General features: G+C 73.5%; 20 protein-coding genes. 4 read left to right on the top strand and 16 right to left on the bottom strand.

Annotated features, from left to right (window positions below):
- Window positions 1-162: 162 nt before the first annotated feature.
- The 7 genes from K2224_RS09325 to K2224_RS09295 all read right to left on the bottom strand — a co-directional run bounded on the left by K2224_RS09325 (window position 163) and on the right by K2224_RS09295 (window position 7,326).
- Complete coding sequence (locus tag K2224_RS09325) at window positions 163-1,752, bottom strand: DoxX family protein (RefSeq protein ID WP_260692427.1); 1,590 nt, start codon at window positions 1,750-1,752, stop codon at window positions 163-165.
- A 201-nt stretch (window positions 1,753-1,953) separates the two neighbouring features.
- Window positions 1,954-2,907, bottom strand: a complete 954-nt coding sequence (rlmB, locus tag K2224_RS09320) for a 23S rRNA (guanosine(2251)-2'-O)-methyltransferase RlmB (RefSeq protein ID WP_221906115.1) — start codon at window positions 2,905-2,907, stop codon at window positions 1,954-1,956.
- Window positions 2,908-3,059: 152 nt separating this feature from the next.
- Entirely contained in the window at window positions 3,060-4,454 is a 1,395-nt protein-coding gene (gene cysS / locus K2224_RS09315; RefSeq protein WP_221906114.1) for a cysteine--tRNA ligase, read from the bottom strand.
- A gap of 141 nt (window positions 4,455-4,595) precedes the next feature.
- On the bottom strand, window positions 4,596-5,000 hold the full coding sequence (locus tag K2224_RS09310) for a PPOX class F420-dependent oxidoreductase (RefSeq protein ID WP_221906113.1): 405 nt from the start codon (window positions 4,998-5,000) through the stop codon (window positions 4,596-4,598).
- Window positions 5,001-5,153: 153 nt separating this feature from the next.
- Window positions 5,154-5,684, bottom strand: coding sequence for a 2-C-methyl-D-erythritol 2,4-cyclodiphosphate synthase (gene ispF / locus K2224_RS09305; RefSeq protein ID WP_260692426.1), 531 nt, complete (start codon window positions 5,682-5,684; stop codon window positions 5,154-5,156).
- The gene (gene ispD / locus K2224_RS09300) at window positions 5,671-6,432 is read right to left on the bottom strand and encodes a 2-C-methyl-D-erythritol 4-phosphate cytidylyltransferase (RefSeq protein ID WP_221906112.1); all 762 of its coding nucleotides are present in this window, start codon (window positions 6,430-6,432) and stop codon (window positions 5,671-5,673) included. The genes ispF and ispD overlap by 14 nt, the downstream gene beginning before the upstream one ends.
- Before the next feature lie 411 nt (window positions 6,433-6,843).
- Window positions 6,844-7,326, bottom strand: coding sequence for a CarD family transcriptional regulator (locus tag K2224_RS09295; protein WP_003953493.1), 483 nt, complete (start codon window positions 7,324-7,326; stop codon window positions 6,844-6,846).
- 833 nt (window positions 7,327-8,159) lie between these two features.
- On the opposite strand from K2224_RS09295, the gene K2224_RS09290 reads away from it, so the two are divergent.
- Entirely contained in the window at window positions 8,160-8,777 is a 618-nt protein-coding gene (locus tag K2224_RS09290; protein WP_221906111.1) for a copper chaperone PCu(A)C, read from the top strand.
- Window positions 8,778-8,856: 79 nt separating this feature from the next.
- Here K2224_RS09290 and K2224_RS09285 read toward each other — a convergent pair whose 3' ends face one another.
- Together K2224_RS09285 and K2224_RS09280 are read right to left on the bottom strand one after the other, a co-directional pair.
- Window positions 8,857-9,537: a response regulator transcription factor gene (locus K2224_RS09285; protein WP_016572018.1), complete on the bottom strand. Its 681-nt coding sequence runs from the start codon at window positions 9,535-9,537 to the stop codon at window positions 8,857-8,859.
- Window positions 9,534-10,802 (bottom strand): cell wall metabolism sensor histidine kinase WalK, encoded by a 1,269-nt coding sequence (locus K2224_RS09280; protein WP_221906110.1) that lies wholly within the window; start codon window positions 10,800-10,802, stop codon window positions 9,534-9,536. Before K2224_RS09280 ends, K2224_RS09285 begins: the two co-directional genes overlap by 4 nt.
- 388 nt (window positions 10,803-11,190) lie before the next feature.
- Here K2224_RS09280 and phoU point away from each other — a divergent pair, with 388 nt between their 5' ends.
- Window positions 11,191-11,868, top strand: a complete 678-nt coding sequence (phoU, locus tag K2224_RS09275) for a phosphate signaling complex protein PhoU (protein ID WP_221906109.1) — start codon at window positions 11,191-11,193, stop codon at window positions 11,866-11,868.
- Window positions 11,869-12,308: 440 nt separating this feature from the next.
- Here the strand turns inward: phoU and K2224_RS09270 are convergent, their stop codons facing one another.
- A complete protein-coding gene (locus K2224_RS09270) occupies window positions 12,309-13,070 on the bottom strand; it encodes a phosphoglyceromutase (protein ID WP_221906108.1) in 762 nt (253 codons plus the stop codon).
- Window positions 13,071-13,350: 280 nt separating this feature from the next.
- Here K2224_RS09270 and K2224_RS09265 point away from each other — a divergent pair, with 280 nt between their 5' ends.
- Window positions 13,351-14,673 carry an MFS transporter gene (locus tag K2224_RS09265; protein ID WP_260692425.1) on the top strand — a complete coding sequence of 441 codons (1,323 nt, stop codon included), beginning with the start codon at window positions 13,351-13,353 and terminating at the stop codon, window positions 14,671-14,673.
- 58 nt (window positions 14,674-14,731) lie between these two features.
- Here the strand turns inward: K2224_RS09265 and K2224_RS09260 are convergent, their stop codons facing one another.
- Window positions 14,732-15,277: a YbjN domain-containing protein gene (locus K2224_RS09260; protein WP_221906107.1), complete on the bottom strand. Its 546-nt coding sequence runs from the start codon at window positions 15,275-15,277 to the stop codon at window positions 14,732-14,734.
- Window positions 15,270-16,694 (bottom strand): D-inositol-3-phosphate glycosyltransferase, encoded by a 1,425-nt coding sequence (mshA, locus tag K2224_RS09255; RefSeq protein ID WP_399018107.1) that lies wholly within the window; start codon window positions 16,692-16,694, stop codon window positions 15,270-15,272. The genes K2224_RS09260 and mshA overlap by 8 nt, the downstream gene beginning before the upstream one ends.
- 195 nt (window positions 16,695-16,889) lie before the next feature.
- On the opposite strand from mshA, the gene K2224_RS09250 reads away from it, so the two are divergent.
- Window positions 16,890-17,747 (top strand): class I SAM-dependent methyltransferase, encoded by an 858-nt coding sequence (locus K2224_RS09250; protein WP_221906106.1) that lies wholly within the window; start codon window positions 16,890-16,892, stop codon window positions 17,745-17,747.
- 76 nt (window positions 17,748-17,823) lie between these two features.
- On the opposite strand, the gene K2224_RS09245 is transcribed toward K2224_RS09250, so the two are convergent.
- The 4 genes from K2224_RS09245 to K2224_RS09230 all read right to left on the bottom strand — a co-directional run bounded on the left by K2224_RS09245 (window position 17,824) and on the right by K2224_RS09230 (window position 23,005).
- A complete protein-coding gene (locus K2224_RS09245) occupies window positions 17,824-18,699 on the bottom strand; it encodes a helix-turn-helix transcriptional regulator (protein ID WP_221906105.1) in 876 nt (291 codons plus the stop codon).
- 70 nt (window positions 18,700-18,769) lie between these two features.
- Window positions 18,770-19,258: an NUDIX hydrolase gene (locus K2224_RS09240; RefSeq protein ID WP_260692422.1), complete on the bottom strand. Its 489-nt coding sequence runs from the start codon at window positions 19,256-19,258 to the stop codon at window positions 18,770-18,772.
- Between the two features lie 86 nt (window positions 19,259-19,344).
- On the bottom strand, window positions 19,345-20,496 hold the full coding sequence (locus tag K2224_RS09235; protein WP_398203057.1) for a CHAD domain-containing protein: 1,152 nt from the start codon (window positions 20,494-20,496) through the stop codon (window positions 19,345-19,347).
- 193 nt (window positions 20,497-20,689) lie between these two features.
- Window positions 20,690-23,005 carry an RNA degradosome polyphosphate kinase gene (locus tag K2224_RS09230; RefSeq protein WP_221906104.1) on the bottom strand — a complete coding sequence of 772 codons (2,316 nt, stop codon included), beginning with the start codon at window positions 23,003-23,005 and terminating at the stop codon, window positions 20,690-20,692.
- Window positions 23,006-23,288 lie beyond the last annotated feature (283 nt).

The raw sequence follows: 23,288 nt of genomic DNA, 5'->3' as shown, positions 1-23,288 counted from the left end.
TCCTTGACCCGGCCCGGCCCCTCGCCGGCAACGGACGTCGCGCGCCCTCCCCCTCCCCGTCCCTCAAAAACCACCCCCAACGCAACCGTCCCCGACCCCCGCCCCTACAGCCAGTGGCTATGAAGGGTCGGGTGATCGGGGACGGACGCGGCGCCGGGCGGGTCAGCCCAGCAGACCGCCGAGGGTGCTGCCGTGGCCGGAGTCGCCGCCGGGGGTGCCGGAGCTGGAGCTGCCGCCGCTCGTGCCGCCGCCGGTGCCGCCCGAGCCGGACGGCGACTGGGTGCGGCCGGGGGACCGGGTCGGCGCCGACTGCTGCGGGGCGCTGGTCGTCGCGCCGGGCCGGCGGGCCGAGCCACCGGTGCGGCCGCCCGTCGACGGGGTGCCGGCGGCCGAGGCCGACGGCGTACCGGGCCGGTGCGGCTTGTGCGAGGCGCCGGTGGCCGGGCCGCCGGCGCGGCCGGGGAGGCGGTGGCCGGGGCGGGCGGCGTGGTGACCGGGGTGCGGCAGCGGGGAGCCGGGGAGGTTGTTGATCGCGGGCTCGCCGGGCCGGGGCACCGTCGGCACCCGAGCGGTCCGTACGGCGCCGCCCAGCAGGGAGCCGATGAGCAGGGTCAGCCCGGCCACCACCGCGGTCATCACGGCCCCGCGGCGCAGGACCCGGCGGCGCAGCGCGCCGACCTCGACGCGCGGGCCGAGCCGCCGCCACGCCTCGCCGGCCAGCCGGGCGTCCATGGAGTAGACGGGGGCGCCCGCGATGATCAACGGGCTCCAGGCGGCGAGGTAGATGATGTCGGGGGCGTCGTAGGCGGGGACGGTGCGCCAGCTGACGGTCATCAGCAGCGCCGCGGAGAGCAGCGCGCCGAACGCGGCGGCGACCCGCTGCCACAGTCCGCAGATGGTCAGCACGCCCACCACGACCTGGAGGAACGCCACCGTCAGCCCGGCACCGACCGGGTGCGCGACGGCGAAGTCCCGCAGCGGGAGGGTCAGTTCCCAGGGGTGCAGGGAGAGCAGCCAGGTGACCATCGAGCCGCGCTGGCCGCCGTCGAAGTAGACGGGGTCGCAGAGCTTGCCCATGCCGGCGTAGACGGAGATCAGCCCGAGGAAGATCCGCAGCGGGAGCAGGACGACGCCGAGGTTCATCCGGCGGCCGGGGTAGTAGGCGTGCCGGACGGCGTCGCCGCCGCCGCGGCGCCGGACCGCGCTGTCGTAGGGCTCGCGGTCCCCGAACCGGCCGTCGTGCCGGCCGTCCTCGTCGTACCGCTGGCCGGGGAGCCGGGCGGAGACGGCGGGGGTGCCGCGCGGCAGGGTGTCCTCGACGTCGACGGGGCCGCGCTGGCCGACGACGGTGGAGGCGGGGGTGGGGGCGTCGCCGAGCCGGACCCTGGGCAGGACCTGGGTCGTGCCGACGTCCTCGGCCGGGCCGCGGTCCAGGCCCTGGCTGGCGTCGCGCACCGCGTGCAGGAGCTGGGTGGTGGCGCCGGCGGTGCCGCCGGGTTCGGTGCGGCCGCTCCAGACCACGGGCGTGCGGCGTCTGGGCGGCGATCCCCTCAGGGCGGGGACGCGCGTGGTCTCGGCCAGTGCGCCGGCGGCCACGGGAGCGGCGAGCTGTACGCGGAAGCTGGCGTGGTTGACGATGACCTGCGCGGGATCGCACGGCACCTTGACCGAGCTCAGGACCGGCTCGTCGTCGAAGCTCGACGACGAGCGTCCCCCCGTAGGCGTGCGGGGTGTTCTGGTGTCCACGCTCATCTAACCGAGTGACCCGCGGTTAAGACACTGCCTTGACCGGCCCGATCTGTCCGAGACCCGTCAAAAGATCACGTGATACGGCGGGGACACACGGAGCGTCATGCTTCCCCCAAGCTCTCGGCCGGACTCGGCCAGGGCACCCGTCCCCGGGGCCGGACGCCCGGCCCCGGGGCAGCGGCCGGGAACGCCCGGCTGCCTCGGTCAGCCGCGGCGGCGCGCCGCCTCCCACAGGACCACGCCGGCCGCGACACCGGCGTTCAGCGACTCCGCGCCGCCCGGCATCGGGATCCGCACGCGCAGGTCGCAGGTCTCGCCGACCAGCCGCGACAGGCCCTTGCCCTCGCTGCCGACGACGATCACGACCGGGCCGTCCAGGGCCTCCAGGTCCTGCAGCTCCACATCGCCGTCCGCGGCCAGGCCGACCACCGTCATCCCGGCCTTCTGGTACGTCTCCAGGGCCCGGGTGAGGTTGGTGGCGCGGGCGACCGGCGTACGGGCCGCGGTGCCCGCGGAGGTCTTCCAGGCGCCGGCCGTCATCCCGGCGGCGCGGCGCTCCGGCACGACCACGCCGTGGCCGCCGAAGGCCGAGACGGAGCGGACGACGGCGCCGAGGTTGCGCGGGTCGGTCACGCCGTCCAGCGCGACGATCAGCGGGTCCTCGCCGGCGTCGAGGGCGGCGGCGGCGAGGTCCTCGGGGTGCGCGTAGTCGTACGGCGGGATCTGGGCGACCAGGCCCTGGTGGTTGAGGCCGTTCGTCATCCGGTCCAGCTCGGCGCGGGGCGCCTCCAGGAGGTTCAGCCCGAGCTCGGTGGCGAGCTGGAGCGCCTCGCGCACCCGCTCGTCGTTGTCGATGAACTGCTGCACGTACAGGGTGGTCGCGGGGACGCCCTCGCGGAGCGCCTCGACGACCGGGTTGCGGCCCACGACCAGCTCCGCGGTGCCCTTGGCGCCGCCGCGCCGCGGGGCCGGCCGGCGGCTCGCGGCCTGCTTGGCCTTGGCGTTGGCGACGCGGTTCTTGACGTGCCCCTTGCGGGCGGACGCGGGCGGGGTCGGGCCCTTGCCCTCCAGGGACCGGCGCCGCTTACCGCCACTGCCGACCTGAGCGCCCTTCTTGTTCGACGTGCGGCGGTTCCTGCGCTGGCTGTTGCCGGCCATGGGTCACCTGTTTCTTCACTGCTCTCGACGTCTCGCGACGTGGAGTGGGTACGTACGTATGGATTGAGTGTCGCCCGCAGCCACCGGGAAGGGCGAATCCGGCTGGTGGCCGGGGGTGCGGCCGGTCCCCGGGGCGGGCCCCGGGGCCGGACTCAGGACAGCGACCAGCGCGGGCCGGACGGGGTGTCCTCGATGCTCAGGCCGGACTGCTGGAGCTGGTCGCGGATGGCGTCGGCGGTGGCGTAGTCCTTGCGGGCCCGGGCGCCCTGCCGCTGCTCCAGGACGAGGCGGACGAGGGAGTCCACGACGCCGTGCAGGTCGGCGCCGCGGTCCGCGCCGCCGCCGGACCAGCGCTCGTCGAGCGGGTCCAGGCCGAGCACCCCGAGCATCGCCCGCACCTCGGCGAGCCGGGCCACCGCGGCCTCCTTGTCGTCGGCGGTCAGCGCGGAGTTGCCCTGCCGGACGGTGGTGTGGACGATCGCCAGCGCCTGCGGGACGCCCAGGTCGTCGTCCATCGCCTCGGCGAAGGCCGGCGGCACGTCGGCCGCGGGCTCGACGACGCCGGCCTTCTCGACGACCCGCTGGACGAAGCCCTCGATCCGGGCGAACGACGACTCGGCCTCGCGCAGCGCCTCCTCGCTGTACTCGATCATCGAGCGGTAGTGCGGGGTGCCGAGGTAGTAGCGCAGCACGATCGGCCGCCAGCGCTTGACCATCTCCGAGACCAGCACGGAGTTGCCCAGCGACTTGGACATCTTCTCGCCGCTCATGGTCACCCAGGCGTTGTGCGACCAGTACCGGGCGAAGTCGTCGCCGTACGCCTTGGCCTGCGCGATCTCGTTCTCGTGGTGCGGGAAGACGAGGTCGACGCCGCCGCCGTGGATGTCGAAGGCGGTGCCCAGGTACTTGTGGGCCATCGCCGAGCACTCCAGGTGCCAGCCCGGGCGGCCGCGGCCCCAGGGGGTCTCCCAGCTGGGCTCGCCCTCCTTGGCCGCCTTCCACATGGCGAAGTCGCGCTGGTCCCGCTTGCCGGTCTCGCCCTCGCCGGACGGCTGGCGGAGGTTGGCCAACTCCTGGTTGGAGAGCTGGAGATACTCCGGGAAGGAGCGCACGTCGAAGTAGACGTTGCCGTCGGCGGCGTAGGCGTGGCCGCGCTCGATCAGGCCGCGCATCATCTCGATCATCTCGGGGATGTGGCCGGTGGCGCGCGGTTCGTAGGTGGGGCGCAGACAGCCGAGGGCGTCGTAGGCCGTGTTGAAGGCGACCTCGTTCTCGTAGCCGATCGACCACCACGGGCGGCCCTGCTCGACCGACTTCTGGATGATCTTGTCGTCGATGTCGGTGACGTTGCGGACGAACGTCACGTCGTAGCCGCGGTGGGCGAACCAGCGGCGCATGATGTCGAAGTTGAGTCCGGACCGGATGTGCCCGATGTGCGGAGCGGCCTGCACGGTCGCACCACAGAGGTAGATCGAGACACAGCCCGGCCGGAGCGGGGTGAAATCGCGAATCTGCCGGGCGCTGGTGTCGTACAGGCGAATTGTCACGGGACCAGGGTAGTCGGAACGCGGGAGTGCCCCGTGCCCTGTGGAGCACGGGGACACGGAAGCGTCGCGGCCGCCCGGTTCGCCGCTCGATCCGTACGGATTCCTCCCGGGCGGCGGGATTCCGCCGCCCGGGACGGAGGCTCAGATCCGGCCGACCACCTTCCGCGGGGTGATCCGGACCACGACCCGCTGGTCGTCGTCGGCCGAGGCCGGGTTGAACTCCGCGTACGACTTGCCGGTGTACTTCCTCGACAGCTCGTCGATCAGCTCCTGGCCGCCCTCGGTGCTGAGGGTGGCGGTGCCGCGGATCTCGGCGTAGCCGTACGGCGCGTCGAAGGGCTGGAGGACGACCGAGACCCGGGGGTCGCGGCGGATGTTCCGCTCCTTGCGGCGGCCGACGGTCGTCGAGATCAGCAGGTCGTCACCGTCCCGTTTGACCCAGACCGGGGACAGCTGGGGGCTGCCGTCCGGCTGGATCGTCCCCACCGTCACGAAGACGGGAGAGTCGAGCAGCTCCTTGAGCTTGTCGGAGAGCGTTGCAGTCACGAAGGATCCTTCCCGAGGGCCGAACCGATGGCTTCCGATGGCTTCTGCTGAAGACGAGTACCCCGTTTCCGGCCCAACGCCCTTGTGGCGCCCGGCATTCCCGCGCGGTGCGGCCAATCGGCGGAAGGGATCGTTCCGGCCCGCCCGGCTCCCTCAGCCGGTGCGCACCACCAGGGCGGTGGCGATCGCGGCCAGCCCCTCGGCACGGCCGGTCAGCCCCAGCCCGTCGGTCGTCGTGCCGGAGACCGAGACCGGCGCCCCGACGGCCGCCGACAGCGCCCGCTGCGCCTCGGCCCGGCGCTTGCCGACCTTCGGGCGGACGCCGATGACCTGCACCGCGACGTTGCCGATGGCGAAGCCCTCGGCGCGGACGATCCGGGCCGCCTCGGCCAGCAGCGTCACGCCGGAGGCGCCGGACCACTCCGGGCGGGAGGTGCCGAAGTGCGCGCCGAGGTCGCCGATGCCGGCCGCGGAGAACAGCGCGTCGCAGGCGGCGTGCGCGGCCACGTCGCCGTCGCTGTGCCCGGCCAGGCCGTAGCCGTCGCTCTCCGCGGCGTCCCAGAGCAGCCCGGCGCACCACAGCTCGCGCCCCTGCTCGAAGGCGTGCACGTCGGTGCCGACCCCGACGAGGGGGATGCCGGGCAGCGCGGCAACCGGCTGCGCGGACGGGTCAGACATAGCCATCGGTGGCCCTCCTGCGGGCGAGTACGGCCTCGGCCAGGACGAGGTCCAGCGGCCGGGTCACCTTGAACGCCTCCTCGTGGCCCGGGACGAGCACCACCGGCTCCCCGAGCCGCTCCACCAGCCCGGCGTCGTCGGTGGCACCCTCGCCCTCGACGACGGCCCGGTGCGCCTTGAGCAGCGTCGGCAGGTCGAAGCCCTGCGGGGTCTGCACGGCGCGCAGCTGCGACCGCTCCGGGGTGCCGACCACCGGTTCCGGTGCGCCCTGGGGCCGCGGTTCGACCTGCTTGACGGTGTCGGCCAGCGGCAGCGCGGGGACCACGGCCGGGGCGCCGGCGCGGACCGCCTCGATGACCGCGTCCACGGTCTCGACCGGGACCAGCGGCCGGGCCGCGTCGTGGACCAGCACCACGTCGATGCCGTCCGGCAGCGCGGCGAGCCCGAGCCGGACCGACTCCTGGCGGGTGGCGCCGCCGGGGACCACGGTCAGCTCGGTGCGGTCGGCGAGCGGGTGGGCGTCGAGCAGGCGGCGCACCTCGTCGGCGCCGTCCGGCGGGGCGACCACGACGAGGTGTGTCACGGCGCGCGAGGCGGCCATCGCGCGGACCGCGTGGACCAGCATCGGGGTGCCGCCGAGGGTGCGCAGCGCCTTGGGGGTGCCGGGACCGAGCCGGACACCGCGGCCGGCGGCGGGGATGACCGCCGCGGTGCGTGCCGGAGTGGTGCGGGCCGGGGGAGAAGGATCTGACATCGATGGCTCCGGAAGTCCGGGCGAGCCCGGAATTGGGGCAGACAGGTTTGTTTCCTCGGGCGAGGTGGGTATGGCCTGGGGAGTGCCGGGCGTCACGCCTTGACCGGAACCCTTCCGTGACGCCGGTCGGGGCAGCAGCCCGAGCCCGGCACGCCACCAGAGGCTTCCCCGCTCGTCGAGTCCGGGGAGCGCCCGGCGGGCTTCAGCGAGGAAGCCGCCGGCTCGGTGTCCGGCCTTCCCCCGCACCACCCGCGGACAGGTCCCTCGCAGATACACCACAGCCCGCAGATATGCCGCAGCGCCCGGCAACAGACCCTCCGCTTCGGGAGGCGGTCGTCACTCGGGCACCGCGGCATTGTTGCGTTGCTGCTGCGTCGTCGTTCTTGCCCGTCGCAGTCGGCGTGCGCGTCGTCAGGACGCGAGGACCTCGTCGAGCAGGGCCTCGGCCTTGTCCTCGTTGGTGTTCTCCGCGAGGGCGAGCTCGCTCACCAGGATCTGGCGGGCCTTGGCGAGCATCCGCTTCTCACCGGCGGAGAGGCCGCGCTCCCGCTCACGCCGCCACAGGTCGCGCACGACCTCGGCGACCTTGATCACATCGCCGGAGGCGAGCTTCTCGAGATTTGCCTTGTAGCGACGGGACCAGTTCGTCGGCTCCTCGGCATACGGTGCACGCAGCACCTCGAAGACCCGGTCCAGCCCGTCCTGACCAACCACGTCGCGTACGCCGACGAACTCCGCGTTGTCCGCTGGCACACGAACAGTCAAGTCGCCCTGGGCGACCTTCAGCACCAAGTAGGTCTTGTCCACGCCTTTGATCTGGCGAGTTTCGATGGCCTCGATCAGCGCGGCCCCGTGATGGGGATAGACCACGGTGTCGCCAACCTTGAACGTCATGTGACAGGTACCCCTTCCGTGGCTATCCATGCTAACACGGGAACGGGCCGTTCTGAATGGCGTTTTCGCAGGTCAGGGCATATCTCGGGGCTTGACAACAGCGCCCGTGACGTGCTGCGCAGGGGGCCGCGGCCCAGGTATTCGCAGGTCGGAGGCGCTTCTCGGGCACCCGGAATGCCGCCCGCCGCACACCGGAAACTCAATGATCAATGAGCCGAACGTCCCGATTTGCACCGATCCTCATGAGCGAGTTCCGCTACTCCGTTCGGACGCTTGGGGCGACTCGGGCGCGATTCCCGGAATTGATCAACACTCCCGCGTGCCGGTGTGTGATCAATTTCGGGCGGCATGTGCATTCCTTGTGAATACCGCTTTTCACAGGGGGAAACACCCTGGCCACCACTCGAACAGCCGCATGCCGAATATGCCTCCCCGTTCTCCGGACCCGTTCTCCGGAGATCGTCGGCGGGATCCGGGACGAGTTCCCGACGAGATCGACGCCGAGATCGCCCCCGAGATCGACAGCGGGGACGGGATCCGGACCGGGGCCGGGGCCGGGCACCGGAAATCGCGAGCCGGGGGGGGTCCGGACCGTCCGCCCGGCGTCCCCGCCTCGGGCGGACCGGGCCGGGCGGCGGCCGCGTGATCGCGCAGGGGGCGGGTCGGGTGCGGGACCGCGAGGACGGCTCGGTAACCTAGCGGCGCTGACCAACCCTTAGGGCGGCTTTACGTGCCCGTCGCCATGACGCGTACGCAGGGCCCGCCCCAGCCGTCCATCCGCGACCGGGCACGAACGTTCGGCCGCCGTAGCTCGTCAAGGAGATGCCGCCGCCGTGAGCCGCAGCCTTCGACGCGGCGTCCTCGCCGCCACCGCCCTCTCGCTGTCGATCGCCACCCTGTCCGCGTGCGCTGCCGGGAACGACGCCCAGACGCTGGGGGTCAAGCCGGACAACGCCGAGATCAGCGTCGGCACGATCAAGGTCCAGAACGCCAACGTCGTCACCCAGCCCGACGTCAACGCAACGGGGCCGGCCGCGATCACCGCGACGGTGTTCAACTCCGGCGACAAGGACCAGCAGCTGACCGGGATCGCGGTCGACGGCACCGGCCAGTCGGCCAAGCTGTCGCCCGGCAAGATCACCGTGCCGGCCGGCGGGTCCGTCGTGATCGGCGGCAAGGGCAACGCCAGCGCCCTCCTGGAGAGCGGCCGGGAGGCCGTCCAGGACGGCAACGCCCAGCCGCTGACCTTCACCTTCAACTCCACCGGCAAGGTGAAGCTGAGCGCCTTCGTCGTCCCGGCGAAGAACATCTTCGAGAGCTACGGTCCGTCGGTGACGCCGCAGCCGTCCACCTCCGCGAGCGGCAAGCCCTCGGAGTCGGCCAGCCCCTCGGGCTCGGCCTCCCCGTCGGGCTCCGCCTCGCCCTCGGAGTCGGCGCACGCCGGCCACTGAGGCCCGCAGCAACAGGTGAAGGGGCGCCCCTCCGGTCGGGAGGGGCGCCCCTTCACGCAGATCGCTCGCGGGCGGCGGCCTACGGCTCGAACTTGTAGCCCAGGCCGCGGACCGTCACCAGATAGCGCGGGGCCCCCGGGTCGGGCTCGATCTTGGCGCGCAGCCGCTTCACATGGACGTCGAGGGTCTTGGTGTCGCCCACGTAGTCGGCGCCCCAGACACGGTCGATCAGCTGCATGCGGGTCAGCACCCGGCCGGCGTTGCGCAGCAGCATCTCCAGGAGGTCGAACTCCTTGAGCGGCAGGTCCACCTTGCCGCCGGAGACCGTGACGACGTGGCGGTCCACGTCCATCCGGACCGGGCCGGCCTCCAGGGCCTGCGGGGCGACTTCCTCCGGCTCGCCGCGGCGGCGCAGCACGGCGCGGATCCGGGCGACCAGTTCGCGCGAGGAGAAGGGCTTGGTGACGTAGTCGTCGGCTCCTATTTCGAGACCGACGACCTTGTCGATCTCGCTGTCCTTGGCGGTCACCATGATGACCGGGACGTTGGAGCGGCCGCGCAGCTGGCGGCAGACCTCGGTGCCGGGCAGGCCCGGCAGCATCAGGTCCAGCAGGACGAGGTCGGCGCCGTTGCGCTCGAACTCGTCCAGGCCGTCGGGGCCGGTGGCCGCCACGGCGACCTCGAAGCCCTCCTTGCGGAGCATGTACGACAGTGCGTCGCTGAACGATTCCTCGTCCTCGACGACGAGCACTCGGGTCACGGAAGGACCTCCGGGGCTGGGTGAGCTGGGAGCGGGTCGTTGAAGGTCTCGTACGGGCGGTCCTCGTCGTCGAGGCCCTCGGTGGTGAGGTCCGGGTGCCGTTCGCGGTTGCGTACGGTGCCGGCCTCGGGGAGACGCAGGGTGAAGGTGGAGCCCTGTCCCTCAGCGCTCCACACCGTGACCTCCCCGCCGTGCGAGGCGGCCACGTGCTTGACGATGGCGAGGCCGAGGCCGGTCCCGCCGGTGGCGCGGGAACGCGCCGGGTCCACGCGGTAGAACCGCTCGAAGATGCGGTCGCGGTCCTTTTCGGATATCCCGATGCCCTGGTCGGTGACCGCGATCTCGATCAAGTCGCCGCCGGGGGCGGAGACCCGTCGGCCGGCGATCCCGACGCGGGTGCGCGCCGGGGAGTAGTTCACGGCGTTCTCGACGAGGTTGCCCAGGGCGGCGGCGAGCTGGCCGCGGTTGCCCCAGACGGTGAGGTCGCCGGTGCCTCCGGCGGCGATGGTGATCTGCTTGGTGCCGGCCTGCTGGCGGCAGCGGTCGACCGCCTCGGCGACCAGTTCGTCGACCGGGACGGACTCGGAGTCCTCCAGCGGGTCGTCGTTCTGCACCCGGGAGAGGTCGATCAGCTCCTGGACGAGGTTGGTCAGGCGGGTGGCCTCGTTCTGCATGCGGCCGGCGAAGCGGGTGACGGCCTCGGGGTCGTCGCTGGCGTCCATCACGGCCTCGGAGAGGAGCGAGAGGGCGCCGACCGGGGTCTTGAGCTCATGGCTGACGTTGGCGACGAAGTCCCGGCGGACCGCCTCGATGCGGCGGGCCTCGGTGAGGTCCTCGACCAGCAGCAGGACCAACCGGGAGCCGAGCGGGGCGACCCGGGCGGAGACCGCCAGCGCGTCGCCGCGGCCGGTGCCGCGCCGCGGCAGATCGAGCTCCACCTGGCGTATCTCGCCGTCCCGGCGGGTGTCGCGGGCCATCTGGAGCATCGGCTCGACGGCGAGCCGGCCGCCGCGGACCAGCCCGAGTGCGTACGCCGCGGAGCTGGCCTTGACGACCGTGTCGGCCTCGTCGAGGACGACGGCGGAGGAGCGCAGCACGGACAGGACGGTGTCGACGCCGGGGGGCAGGACCGCCTCGGTGTGCAGGGACGTACGGGTGGGCTTGGCCTGGTCCCGCTCGCTCCAGCGGAACGCCAGCATGGCGAAGACGCCGGTGCAGAGCCCGGCGATCGCTGCCACCGCGGCGACGGCCGCGTCCACGTTCATGAATCCAGAGTATGTGCCGGTTCCGACACTCCCCCAGCGCTGGAAGGCGCTGCTCGGACACCCTTCGCCCAGAGTTCACCGGGACGTCGGTGACGGTTCACCGATCGCGCCGGCGGGGCGGGGCCGGAGCCCTGGCGGCCTCGGCCGCGACTCCCAGAATTCACCTTCAGGACGGCGGTGGTTCACCCCGGATGGGACCGCAGGTCGTGATCCGGCCGCACATTGAGGGTGCGGGAGCTGCCGGCGGCCGGTCCGTGGGAGCGTGGGCGCAGCGGCCACCTCCCACTCTGCACCGCACACCCCCCACGAGCCACGATCCCCCGAATCCCCCGAACCACCGGAATCCCCCGGAAGCACTCGGAACCATCGAAGCGAGAGAAGGTCACTGATGCGGGACGCGTACCACGAGGAGCTGGACTCGATCAGCGAGGGCCTGGTCGAGATGGCCCGGCTCGTCGGCTCCGCGATCGGGCGCGCCACCACGGCGATACTCGACGCGGATCTGAAGCTGGCCGAAAACGTCATCGCCGCCGACGAGAAGGTCGACGACCTCCAGCGCGACCTGGAGGCGCGGGCCATCGCCCTGCTCGCCCGCCAGCAGCCGGTCGCCACCGATCTGCGGATCGTCGTCACCTCCCTGCGGATGAGCGCCGACCTGGAGCGCTCCGGCGACCTGGCCCAGCACGTCGCCAAGCTGGCCCGGCTGCGCTTCCCGGAGCGGGCGGTGCCGCGCGACCTGCACGCCACCATCCTGGAGATGGGGCAGCTGGCGCAGCGCCTGATGGCCAAGGCCGGCGAGGTCATCATCACCAAGGACGTCGATCTCGCGCTGCAGTTGGAGCAGGACGACGACGCCATGGACCTGCTCCACCGCGCGCTGTTCCAGCACCTGATGGACGACCGGTGGAAGCACGGCATCGAGACGGCCGTGGACGTGACCCTGCTGGGCCGCTACTACGAGCGGTTCGCGGACCACGCGGTGTCCGTGGCCAAGCGCGTCGTCTACCTCGTGACCGGCGAACATGCCGACGAGATCAGCTCGCCGGCGACGGTGGAGGGCGCGTAACGTGCGCCCACGCGCCGTTGACGCGCCTGTGCACCCGGGCTTGCAATAAGCACCAGGTGACCCCTAGGAGGCGAATAGATGGCACTCATGGCGGACTCCCCGAACCCCACGTCCCAGGCCGAGCCGACGGCTGCCGGTCGGCCGCTGCTCCCGTTGCTCAGCGGATGCAGTTGCGGACCAGGCTGTGGCTGCGGCTGCCAGTCGGGCGGCCCGTGCCAGTGCGGCGGCAGCTGCTGACGAGCGGCTCCCACCGCGGCCCGACGGACCGGTGACACCGCGGCCCCGGCTCGCCGATCGCCCTGATCGGCCGGCCGGGGCCGCGCCGTCTCCCGGGCCGGAAGTCCCTCGGAGAGGCAGCACACGTCCCCGGAGCCGGGGGCACGAAACCCCCGCCCACGACCCGACCGGGCCGCGGCGGGGGCTGCGGGTGCAGGGCTGGGTTACTTCTTCTTGCCCTGGTTCTTCACGGCCTCGATGGCGGCCTTGGCGGCCTCCGGGTCGAGGTAGGTGCCGCCGGGGTTGACGGGGCGGAAGTCGGCGTCGAGCTCGTAGGAGAGCGGGATGCCGGTGGGGATGTTCAGGCCGGCGATGTCCGCGTCGGAGATCTGGTCGAGGTGCTTGACCAGGGCGCGGAGGCTGTTGCCGTGGGCGGCGACCAGCACCGTGCGGCCGGCGACCAGGTCCGGGACGATGCCGTCGTACCAGTACGGGAGCATGCGGACGACGACGTCCTTGAGGCACTCGGTCCGCGGGCGCAGCTCCGGCGGGATCGAGGCGTAGCGCGGGTCGTCGCTCTGGGAGAACTCGGTGCCGTCCTCCAGGGCGGGCGGCGGGGTGTCGTAGGAGCGGCGCCAGAGCATGAACTGCTCCTCGCCGAACTCGGCCAGGGTCTGTGCCTTGTCCTTGCCCTGGAGCGCGCCGTAGTGGCGCTCGTTCAGCCGCCAGGTGCGGTGGACCGGGATCCAGTGGCGGTCGGCGGCCTCCAGGGACAGCTGCGCGGTGCGGATGGCGCGCTTCTGGAGGGAGGTGTGCACGACGTCGGGGAGCAGGCCGGCCTCCTTGAGCAGCTCTCCGCCGCGGACCGCCTCCTTCTCGCCCTTCTCGTTGAGGTTGACGTCCACCCAGCCGGTGAACAGGTTCTTCGCGTTCCACTCGCTCTCGCCGTGGCGGAGCAGGATCAGCTTGTACGGTGCGGTGGCCATGCGGTCGAGCGTAATCGACGCCGGACGGTGTCCCCGCGCGCGGCTGCCACCTGCGGGGACGGGGGCGCGGGGCGGTCGGTGACGTTTGACGCTTCCCGTCAATTGGGTGGCCGGCCGACCCCCCGGTTTGTAGTTTGCGTCTGGCGCTTTCGCCACTTACCGCGGCGGAGCGCCGCGCAGCGCACCGTTCAGCGTCGAACGGTGCGCGTCCGGCGCCGTCACCGCAGCACGCCCGCCCGTCCGCCCGACGGACGCGGCCCGGCATCCAGGGGGAAATGTCATGCCCGCGCCCATAAGTGAGCCCCGGCCCGGGGGCCTGTCCCGGATCCGACGGGCCGCCGTGGAGAGCGTCTCCGGTCTGCCCCGGCAGTTCTGGTGGCTGTGGACCAGCACGCTGGTCAACCGGCTGGGTTCGTTCGTCGCCACCTTCCTGGCCCTCTATCTCACCGTCGAGCGCGGCTACTCGGCCTCCTACGCGGGCCTGGTCGGCGCGCTGTACGGGCTGGGCGGGGTGATCTCGTCGGTGGGCGCGGGGGTGCTCACCGACCGGCTCGGGCGGCGTCCGACGATGCTGATCGCTCAGCTGTCCTCGGCGGTGTTCGTGGCGCTGCTGGGGTTCATGACCGATCCGGTGGCGATCGCGGCGGTGGCCGGTCTGGTCGGCATGGCGACGAACGCCTCGCGGCCGGCCGTGCAGGCGATGATGGCGGACATCGTCGCCCCCGAGGACCGTGTGCGCGCGTTCTCCCTGAACTACTGGGCGATCAACCTCGGCTTCGCCTTCTCCTCCACCGCGGCCGGGCTCATCGCCGAACACGGCTATCTGGCCCTCTTCCTGGGCGAGGCGGCGCTCGTGCTGGCCTGCGCGCTGGTGGTGTTCTGCAAACTGCCGGAGTCCCGTCCGCAGGCGGGCGGGGCGGCGGACGCGCCGGCGGAGGCGGCCGGCGCCGCGCACGTCTCGATGCTGACCGTGCTGCGCGACGGCCGCTTCATGACCGTCGTCGGGCTCAACCTCCTGCTGGCGCTGCTGTTCCAGCAGGCGTATGTCTCGATGCCGGTGTCGATGGGGCGGGCCGGCTTCTCCAGCGCCGACTTCGGGATGGTCATCGCGGCCAACGGCGTGCTGATCGTGCTGCTGCAGATCCCGGTCACCCGCTTCATCGAGCACCGCAGCCCGGCCGTGCTGCTGATCGGTTCGGCGCTGCTGGCCGGCTACGGCTTCGGGATGACGGCGCTGGCCGGCTCGGTCGCCATGTACGCGGTCGCGGTCGCCGTCTGGACCCTCGGCGAGATCATCAACTCGCCCACCCAGATGGGCCTGGTGGTCCGCCTGTCGCCGGTGCACGGCCGCGGCCGCTACCAGGGGATGTACTCGCTGTCCTGGTCCGTCGCCTCGCTGACCGCACCGCTGCTGGGCGGCACGGTCATCGACCACTACGGCCCCGATGCGCTCTGGGCCGGCTGCGCGGTGGTCGGCACGGTCGCCGCGGCGGGCTACGGGCTGCTGCTGCGGAGGCTGCCGGGGCCGGCGGCGGCGTCCACGTCGGCCGCTGCGTCTGCGACTGCCACCACCTCTGCCACCACGACCACGCCGACGTCGTGAAGTGGGCGTCGGCCACCCGGAGTCGGGAGGCGGGAGCCGACGTTCGTGAGGTGAGGCGTCAGCCCTCGGGGCGTTCCTCCGGGGCGTCCCGGGTCAGGCGCTCGAAGGCGGCCAGGTTGCGGGTGGACTCGCCGCGGGCGACCCGCCAGGCGTACTCCTTGCGGATCGCCGAGGCGAAGCCCATCTCCAGAAGGGTGTTGAAGCTGCCGTCGGCGTTCTCCAGCACGGTGCCGAGGATCCGGTCCAGCTCGGCGGGGGTGACGGCGGCCAGCGGGAGCCGGCCGACGAGGTAGATGTCGCCGAGCTTGTCGAGCGCGTAACCGACGCCGTAGAGGCGGGTGTTGCGTTCGAGGAGCCAGCGGTGGACGGCCTCGTGGTTCTCGTCCGGGCGGCGGACGACGAAGGCGTTGATGGAGAGCGAGTGGCGGCCGACGATCAGCGAGCAGGTGGTGGAGAGCTTGCGGGTGCCGGGCAGCTTGACGACGTAGGTGCCCGCGGTCGGCGACTCCCATTCGAGCTCCGCCTCCCGCAGGGTGCGCTCGATGACCGCACCGGCGTCCGCCGCCTGCCGCTCGCCCCCGGAGGGCTGCCGTTCCTCAGCCATGCAGCGATCGTAGGTGACGGCGGCGCTCCTGCATCGCGGCGGTGTAGACGTCGGCGGTCGCGGTGGCTGCGGTGTCCCAGCCGAAGGACTGGGCGTGCCGGGCCGCCGCGCCGCCCATCCGGGCCGCCAGCGACGGGTCGTCGAGGAAGCGGCGCAGCGCCCGGGCGTAGTCGGCCGGGTCGTGGCCGGCGACCAGGAAGCCGCTGACGCCGTCCCGCACGGCCACCGGCAGGCCGCCGACCGCGGCCGCGACGACCGGGGTGCCGCACGCCTGGGCCTCGATCGCCACCAGTCCGAACGACTCGCTGTACGAGGGCATGACCAGGACGGACGCGGCGCGGTACCAGTCGGCGAGCTGCTCCTGGCCGACCGGCGGGTGGAACCGCACCAGATCGGCGATGCCCAGCCGGGCGGCCAGCTTCTGCAGGCCCTCGGGCCTGGCCAGCCCGCTGCCGCTGGGCCCGCCGACCACCGGGACCACCAGCCGGGAGCGCAGCGAGGGGTCCTCGTCGACCAGCGCGGCGGTGGCGCGCAGCAGGACGTCGGGGGCCTTCAGCGGCTGTATGCGGCCGGCGAAGAGCGGGACGACCGCGTCCTGGGGCAGGCCCAGGCGGGCCCGGGCGGCGGCCCGGCTGGCCGCGACATCGTCCCCGGCGGCCCCCGCGGCGCCCTCCGCCAGCGGCCGGAAGCGGTCCAGATTGACGCCGGGGTGGACCACCGCGACCTTGCCGGGCTCGGCGTCGTAGTGCCGGACCAGCTCGTCGGCCTCCTCGGCGGTGTTGGCGATCAGGCGGTCGGCGGCCTCGACGATCTGGGTCTCGCCGATGACCCGGGCGGCCGGCTCGGGGGTGTCGCCGGCGGCCAGCGCGGCGTTCTTCACCTTGGCCATGGTGTGCATGGCGTGCACCAGGGGGACCCGCCAGCGCTCCGCGGCCAGCCAGCCGACGTGGCCGGAGAGCCAGTAGTGGGAGTGGACGAGGTCGTAGTAGCCGGGACGGTGGCCGGCCCAGGCCTGCATCACGCCGTGGGTGAAGGCGCACAGCTGGGCGGGCAGCTCCTCCTTGGCCAGCCCCTCGTACGGGCCCGCGGCGACGTGCCGGACCAGGACGCCGGGGGCCAGCTCGACGCTGGGCGGCAGCGCGGCAGTGGTGGCCCGGGTGAAGATCTCGACCTCGATGCCGAGCGCGGCGAGCTTGCGGGCCAGCTCGACGATGTAGACGTTCATCCCGCCGGCGTCGCCGGTGCCGGGCTGGTGGAGCGGCGAGGTGTGCACGCTGAGCATCGCCACCCGGCGGGGGCGGCGGGCCCCTCCGGGCAGGCGCAGCCGCGCCGGGCCCGCGAACTGGCCGCCCGCGCGCTTGGACGGCGCGGGCGGTCCCCCGTGCCGGCTGCGGAGCCTGGACACATATTGGCTCACTGCGAGCTACCTCCTAGGCGGGCGGGCGGTGCGCCTCCGGTCCCCTGCAACAACGGCGGACCGGCATCCATTTCCGTCCGGCCCGCCGCCTTCGAAGTTTCTTCGTACTTTGCCAAAGCGTGATCCCGGGGCGGAGAGCGCCCCTGGTCAGGGCACCGGGGCGGGCCTTCCGCCGCGACCCCATACCCTCGATGCATGGCCCGCCGCTCCCCCGTTTCCGCCTCCCGCACCGCCGCCCCGGCCCCCGCGCCGTCCCGCCCGGTCGGAAACGCCACCCGCGGCACCACCAACCCCAACCGGCTGCGCCGCATGGACCGCTGGATCGCCGCCGAGCACGCCGCGGAACTGCGCCGCTCCGCCGACCCGGTCGCCGTCGACCTCGGCTACGGCGCCGCCCCGTGGACCGCGGTGGAGCTGCTCGGGCGGCTGCGCACGGTGCGGCCGGACGCCCGGGTCGTCGGCATCGAGATCGATCCGGCCCGGGTCGCCGCCGCCCTCCCGTACGCCGCCGCCGGGCTGGACTTCGTCCACGGCGGCTTCGAGGTGCCGCTGCCCGGCGGGCCCGGCCGCGCCCCGGTCCTCATCCGGGCCGCGAACGTGCTGCGCCAGTACGACGAGGAGGAGGTCGCCGCGGTCTGGGCGCGGCTGTGCGCCCGGCTGGCGCCGGGCGGGCTGCTGGTCGAGGGCACCTGCGACGAGGTCGGGCGGCGCCACGTCTGGGTCGCGCTGGGCCCCGAGGGCCCCCGCACGGTCACCTTCGCGGCCCGTCTCGGCTCCCTCGACACCCCGTCCGACCTGGCCGAACGGCTCCCCAAGGCGCTGATCCACCGCAATGTGCCGGGCGAGCCGGTCCATGCCTTCCTGCGCGACTTCGACCGCGCCTGGGCCAGCGCCGCGCCGCTCGGCTCACTGGGCGCCCGTCAGCGGTGGCGCGCCGCCGTCGCCGCCCTCGCGGCGGACTGGCCGCTGGCCGGGGACCCGCGCCGGCGCCGCCAGGGCGAGGTCACGGTGCGCTGGGAGGCACTGGCCCCGCGCGGCGGCGCGACGGCCTGAGCCCGGCGGCGGGCGAGGGGCGGGACGGGCACGGCCCCGGCCACGCCCCGTCGGCCACGCCCCGTCGGGCCCGTCCCTAGGACGGGCTCCCGGCCGGGACCGGTGTGCCGGCCGCCAGGGTGCGCAGTCGGGCCTCGGAGGCCGAGCCGGGCGGCGCGGTGTACGTCATCAGCACCTGGTCCGGGTCGGCGGCCAGCCGGAAGCTCTCGAAGGTGACGGTCAGTTCCCCGGCCTCCGGGTGCCGGATCCGTTTGGTCCCGCGCAGGCACTCGTACACCCCCTGCGCCGCCCACATCCGGCGGAACTCCGGGCTGCGGTCGAGGAGTTCGCCCACCACCTCGCAGATCCGCGGGTCGTCCGGGTGCCGGCCGCTGTCGGCGCGCAGATTGCCGACGACCTCCTCGGCCTTCCGCTCCCACTCCGGGTAGAACTCCCGCGCGGCCGGTTCGAGGAAGACCAGCAGGGCGGTGTTCCGCCGCTCCGGCGGCAGCCCGTCGAGGTCGAAGGAGAGCCGGCCGCCGGCGCCGTTCCAGGCCAGGATGTCCAGACCGCGGCCGAGCACCACGGCGGCCACCGACGGGTCCATCGCCTCCATGAGCTGCCGGATCTCGGGCCGGACGGTCTGCGCCGGCATCGGTCGGCAGCCGTCGGGGCCCGCGGCGGGACGGCGGCGCGGCACCGCGACGTTCCGCAGGTAGGTCACCTCGCCGTGCGACAGCCGCAGGGCTCGGGCGATGGCGTCCAGGACGGAGTCGGAGACGGCCGGCGCCCGGCCCTGCTCGATCCGGGTGTAGTAGTCCACGCTGATGCCGGCGAGCCGGGCGACCTCCTCGCGCCGCAGCCCGCGCACCCGGCGGCGGCCGAAGCCGTCGGGCAGGCCGACCTCGGCCGGGTCGAGCGCGGCGCGGCGTGCCTTGAGGAAGGCACTGATCTCGATTTCCCCGTGGAGCATCACTCCAGTATGCGCCGGTCATCGGAGGGCGGGATTCCGCCCGGCCGGCCGCCCGTCCGCGCCCGGCCGCTCAGTCGCCTCCGCCCGCCGTCCGGCCGGTCGCGTGCAGTGCCCCGAGCAGCGCCGCCACCAGGTCCCGGTCGCGCTCCTGGGTGAGCAGGGCGCGGGCCGCGGCCGGCGGCAGCCACAGGACGCGGTCCACCTCCTTGTTGGGGATGAACCCGCCGCCGGTGGCCTCGGCCGCCCAGTAGCGGACCTCCTTGGGGCGGCCGCCGACCTCGTAGCGCACGGTGGGGAGTTCCGGGCCCGGCTCACAGGTGGTGCCGGTCTCCTCCAGCACCTCGCGCAGCGCGCCCCGGCGCGGGTCCTCCCGCGGCTTCAGCTTGCCCTTGGGATGCGACCAGTCGTTCCACTTCGGCCTGTGTACCAGGGCCAGCTCGATGCCGTCGCCGCCGCGCGCCGGGCGCCACAGCACGCAGCCCGCCGCCCGGATCGGTCCGGCCGCCGGCGCCCGGCCGCCGGCCGCTCCACCGCCCTTGCCCCCCGTGGTCCTGGCCATCGTTCCCCCTCTTCTCCCGTCTCTTCTCCCGTCCCGCCTGTCTTTCACGTCTCGCCCGTCGCTCCCGTCGCTCCCGTCGCTCCCGTTCAGCCGGTGCGCTCGGTGGACGGGCCCGGCAGCCACACCCGCCCGAAGGCGTAGCGGGCCGCCTCGACCTCGTGCCGCTGGTCGGCGTGGAGCACGCCCAGCGCGTACGCGGTGGCCGGCGCGATCCGCGGTGTACGGGCCGCGGCGGCGGCAGCGGCGGCGGCCTCGGCGGCGTCGCGGTGCTGCGCGAGGGCCCGGCCGGACGCGGTCAGCCGGGGGTCGCTCGCGTCCGGGGCCACCACCTCCCGGCCGTAGTGGCTCAGCCGGATCAGCTGGCGGACCTGGTGCCAGGGCGCGTCCTGGTGCGGGTCCACGGCGAGCGCGGCGGCGTTGTACGGGTGGCCGGCGCGGGCCAGCGGCAGGGTGGCGACCGCCTCGGCGAGCCGGCGGTGCGCCTGCTCGGCGAGCGGCGGCAGCGCGTCCGCGGCGGACAGTTCGGCGGCCCGGCGGGCCAGCGGCGCCTCGGAGGCCAGCACCGCCACCGCGTCCGCGACGGCGTGGAAGCGGGACGAGCCGAGTGCCTGGAGCGCGGCGGAGTGGGCGCGCGTGCGGGCGAGGGTGAGCTGCCGGTCGAGCAGCGCGCCGGCCCGCGCCGCGCCGACGGCCAGCGCGCTCTCCTCGTCCGGCTCGGCGGCAGGGGGCGCGGCGTAACCCGCTCCAGTGGAGCCGGTGCTTGCACCGGGGGTGGCCGCGGCGGACGCGACCGGGCGGGCGTCCCGGGCGCTCCGGCCGCCGCCCCGGGCCCCACGGCCGCCCCGCTCGGCCGGGCGCTCGCCCCGCCCGGTCAGCCGCTGGAGCGCCGCCATCAGCCGGTCGCGGCGTGCCACGCACGCCTGCTCGCGGGCGAACGTGCCGCTCAACCACCCCAGTTCGGTACGGAGTTGATCGGCCCAGACCTCCTCGGTCAGCGGCCGGAAGGTGTAGAGCGTGGCGCTGATCCGGCGGGCGGCGCGGCGCAGCTGCCGGGCCGCCTCGCCCGCGCCCGCCGCGTCCGGCCCGGCCTCCCGGTGGAGCCGCAGACTGCGCAGGAAGTCCGCGGAGTGCCGGTGCAGGTAGCCGGCCAGCACCTCCTCGGCCGTCCGCCCGGCGAGCCCGGGCCCGGGGCCGCCGCCCCCGTACGCCGCCCCGTTGGCAGCCTCCCCGCTCCGCATCCCGTACGGACCCCCGTCCGTCCCGTGCAGCGCCTCCCCGTACACCCGGTCCCCGTACACACCGTCCCCCGGCCCGTCCACCACTGCGGCGCAGGCCCCCGGCGCGCGGCCGGGCTCGTATCCGATTGCGCTTCCGATTCCGCTTCCCGTGCCGGTACCGAGGAGACCGGGCCGCGGCTCCCCGGCCGGCCGGTCATGTCGCTGGGCCACGCCGGCGCCTCCGGGCGTCGATGAGCATTTCCTGTACGTTCCGCAGCGGGGTGCCGTCCGCGTCCACCGCGTGCCGGGTCCAGTCGCCGTCCGGGCCGAGGTGCCAGGACGAGGTGGTGTCCGAGGTCCCGGTCTCCAGCAGGCGGTTGAGGGCCGCCCGGTGGGCCGGGTCGGTGACCCGCACCAGCGCCTCGATCCGCCGGTCGAGGTTGCGGTGCATCATGTCGGCGCTGCCCAGCCACACTTCGGGCTCGCCGCCGTTGCCGAAGGCGAAGACCCGGGAGTGCTCCAGGAAGCGGCCGAGGATGCTGCGGACCCGGATGGTCTCGCTCAGTCCGGGCACCCCGGGGCGCAGCGCGCAGATGCCGCGCACCCAGATGTCGACCGGCACCCCGGCCTGCGAGGCCCGGTAGAGCGCGTCGATGACCGCCTCGTCGACCATGGAGTTGACCTTGATCCGGACGTAGGCGGGGCGGCCGGCGCGGTGGTGCGCGGCCTCCTTGTTGATCCGCTTGACCAGCCCGTCGCGCAGCGACGTGGGCGCCACCAGCAGCCGACGGTAGGTCTCCCGCCGGGAGTAGCCGCTGAGGCGGTTGAAGAGGTCGGAGAGGTCGGCTCCCACCTGCGGGTCCGCGGTCAGCAGCCCGAGGTCCTCGTACAGCCTGGCCGTCTTGGGGTGGTAGTTGCCGGTGCCCACGTGGGAGTACCGGCGCAGGGTCTCGCCCTCCTGGCGCACCACCAGGGAGAGCTTGCAGTGGGTCTTGAGCCCGACCAGGCCGTAGACGACATGGCAGCCGGACTCCTCCAGCTTGCGGGCCCACTTGATGTTGGCCTGTTCGTCGAAGCGCGCCTTGATCTCCACCAGGACGAGCACCTGCTTGCCGGACTCCGCGGCGTCTATCAGGGCGTCGACGATCGGGGAGTGGTCGGAGGTGCGGTAGAGGGTCTGCTTGATGGCGAGCACGTTCGGGTCGGCGGCGGCCTGCTCCAGGAACGCCTGCACGGAGGTGGAGAAGGAGTCGTAGGGGTGGTGCAGCAGGACGTCGCGGTTGCGCAGCGCGGCGAAGATGTCGGGCGCGGACGCCGACTCCACCTCGGCCAGGTCGCGGTGGGTGCCCGCCACGAACTTGGGGTACTTCAGCTCCGGGCGGTCCAGCGCCCCGATCCCGAACAGGCCGGTCAGGTCGAGCGGCCCGGGCAGCGGGTAGACCTCGGCCTCGGAGACCTTCAGCTCCTGGACGAGCAGGTCCAGCACGGCCGGGTCGATGCTCTCCTCGACCTCCAGGCGGACCGGCGGCCCGAAGCGCCGCCGCATCAGCTCCTTCTCCAGGGCCTGGAGGAGGTTCTCGGCGTCGTCCTCCTCCACCTCCAGGTCCTCGTTGCGGGTCACCCGGAACATGTGGTGCGCCCGCACCTCCATCCCCGGGAACAGCTCCTCCAGGTGGGCGGCGATCACGTCCTCGATGGGGACGTAGCGCTGCGGGGACGCTTCCAGGAAGCGCGAGAGCAGCGGGGGAACCTTCACTCGCGCAAAGTGATCATGCCCGCTGACCGGATTGCGGACGACCACCGCGAGATTCAGCGACAGCCCGGAGATGTACGGGAAGGGGTGCGCGGGGTCCACGGCCAGCGGCGTGAGCACCGGGAAGATCTGCTGCCGGAACAGCGTGAACAGCCGGGCCTGCTCCTTCTCCGCCAGATCGGGCCAGCGGATCAGGTGGATGCCCTGATCGGCCAGCTCCGGCGCGACGTCCTGCTGGAAGCAGGCGGCGTGCCGCGCCATCAGCTCGCGGGAGCGCGTCCAGATCTGGTCCAGCACCTCGCGGGGCTGGAGCCCGGAGGCCGAGCGGGTGGCGACGCCGGTGGCGATCCGGCGCTTGAGGCCCGCGACCCGGACCATGAAGAACTCGTCCAGATTGCTGGCGAAGATCGCCAGGAAATTGGCGCGTTCCAGGAGCGGGGTGGCCGGGTCCTCGGCCAGCTCCAGCACCCGCTCGTTGAACCCCAGCCAGCTGCGCTCGCGGTCCAGGAAGCGGCCGCTGGGCAGTTCCTCGCCGTTCGCACCCGGGACGCCGTGGTCGTCGTACGCGTCCGGATCGGCGTCCAGGTCGGGTTCCAGCCCGGAGACGGCGCGCCGGACGGCGTGCGGGCGGTGCGCGGCGATCGAGCCCACGGACGGCTGCTGCACCGGGGGCTGCTGCACCGGGGGCTGCGGCATCGCAGAACCTGCCGCCCTCGGCGGTTCCTGGGCGGGCATCTCGGGCTGGGCCGGGGCCTGAGCGCTGCGCTGCTGCTTCATGTCCTTATTCTTCCGCGCTCGGGCGCTTCCAGGCGCGCCAGAGGGCGGCGGCGCGACTTCGAGCCGCGGACTGGGGACGTTCGGCACAGCGGGCTGCATTCAGTGATGCTTGCAACTGATGTTGAACCGCTGGTAACGAGGACATGGCGACCGGGCAAGCGGGACACCACTCCCAGGTGCCGCCCGGCCGGCCCGCCCCTCGACGATCTTCACAGCCGCCAATGCGGGCAAAGCATCGGAATCGGAAGTCGGACCGATGCCACGGCCGCATCCGGGAAAGTCC

Source organism: Streptomyces sp. BHT-5-2 (assembly GCF_019774615.1).
In the GTDB taxonomy this organism is placed as follows: Bacteria; Actinomycetota; Actinomycetes; order Streptomycetales; family Streptomycetaceae; genus Streptomyces.
Note: the sequence above shows the minus strand (reverse complement) of the source record. Positions and strands in the feature narration are given on the sequence as shown.

Excerpts from the sequence above, each read along its gene's own strand:
- K2224_RS09325 (WP_260692427.1), bottom strand. The coding sequence starts at position 1,752 with ATGAGCGTGGACACCAGAACACCCCGCACGCCTACGGGGGGACGCTCG.
- rlmB (WP_221906115.1), bottom strand. The coding sequence starts at position 2,907 with ATGGCCGGCAACAGCCAGCGCAGGAACCGCCGCACGTCGAACAAGAAG.
- ispF (WP_260692426.1), bottom strand. The coding sequence starts at position 5,684 with ATGGCTATGTCTGACCCGTCCGCGCAGCCGGTTGCCGCGCTGCCCGGC.
- ispD (WP_221906112.1), bottom strand. The coding sequence starts at position 6,432 with ATGTCAGATCCTTCTCCCCCGGCCCGCACCACTCCGGCACGCACCGCG.
- K2224_RS09295 (WP_003953493.1), bottom strand. The coding sequence starts at position 7,326 with ATGACGTTCAAGGTTGGCGACACCGTGGTCTATCCCCATCACGGGGCC.
- K2224_RS09280 (WP_221906110.1), bottom strand. The coding sequence starts at position 10,802 with ATGAACGTGGACGCGGCCGTCGCCGCGGTGGCAGCGATCGCCGGGCTC.
- phoU (WP_221906109.1), top strand. The coding sequence starts at position 11,191 with ATGCGGGACGCGTACCACGAGGAGCTGGACTCGATCAGCGAGGGCCTG.
- K2224_RS09270 (WP_221906108.1), bottom strand. The coding sequence starts at position 13,070 with ATGGCCACCGCACCGTACAAGCTGATCCTGCTCCGCCACGGCGAGAGC.
- K2224_RS09265 (WP_260692425.1), top strand. The coding sequence starts at position 13,351 with ATGCCCGCGCCCATAAGTGAGCCCCGGCCCGGGGGCCTGTCCCGGATC.
- K2224_RS09260 (WP_221906107.1), bottom strand. The coding sequence starts at position 15,277 with ATGGCTGAGGAACGGCAGCCCTCCGGGGGCGAGCGGCAGGCGGCGGAC.
- K2224_RS09250 (WP_221906106.1), top strand. The coding sequence starts at position 16,890 with ATGGCCCGCCGCTCCCCCGTTTCCGCCTCCCGCACCGCCGCCCCGGCC.
- K2224_RS09245 (WP_221906105.1), bottom strand. The coding sequence starts at position 18,699 with ATGCTCCACGGGGAAATCGAGATCAGTGCCTTCCTCAAGGCACGCCGC.
- K2224_RS09240 (WP_260692422.1), bottom strand. The coding sequence starts at position 19,258 with ATGGCCAGGACCACGGGGGGCAAGGGCGGTGGAGCGGCCGGCGGCCGG.
- K2224_RS09235 (WP_398203057.1), bottom strand. The coding sequence starts at position 20,496 with ATGCGGAGCGGGGAGGCTGCCAACGGGGCGGCGTACGGGGGCGGCGGC.
- K2224_RS09230 (WP_221906104.1), bottom strand. The coding sequence starts at position 23,005 with ATGAAGCAGCAGCGCAGCGCTCAGGCCCCGGCCCAGCCCGAGATGCCC.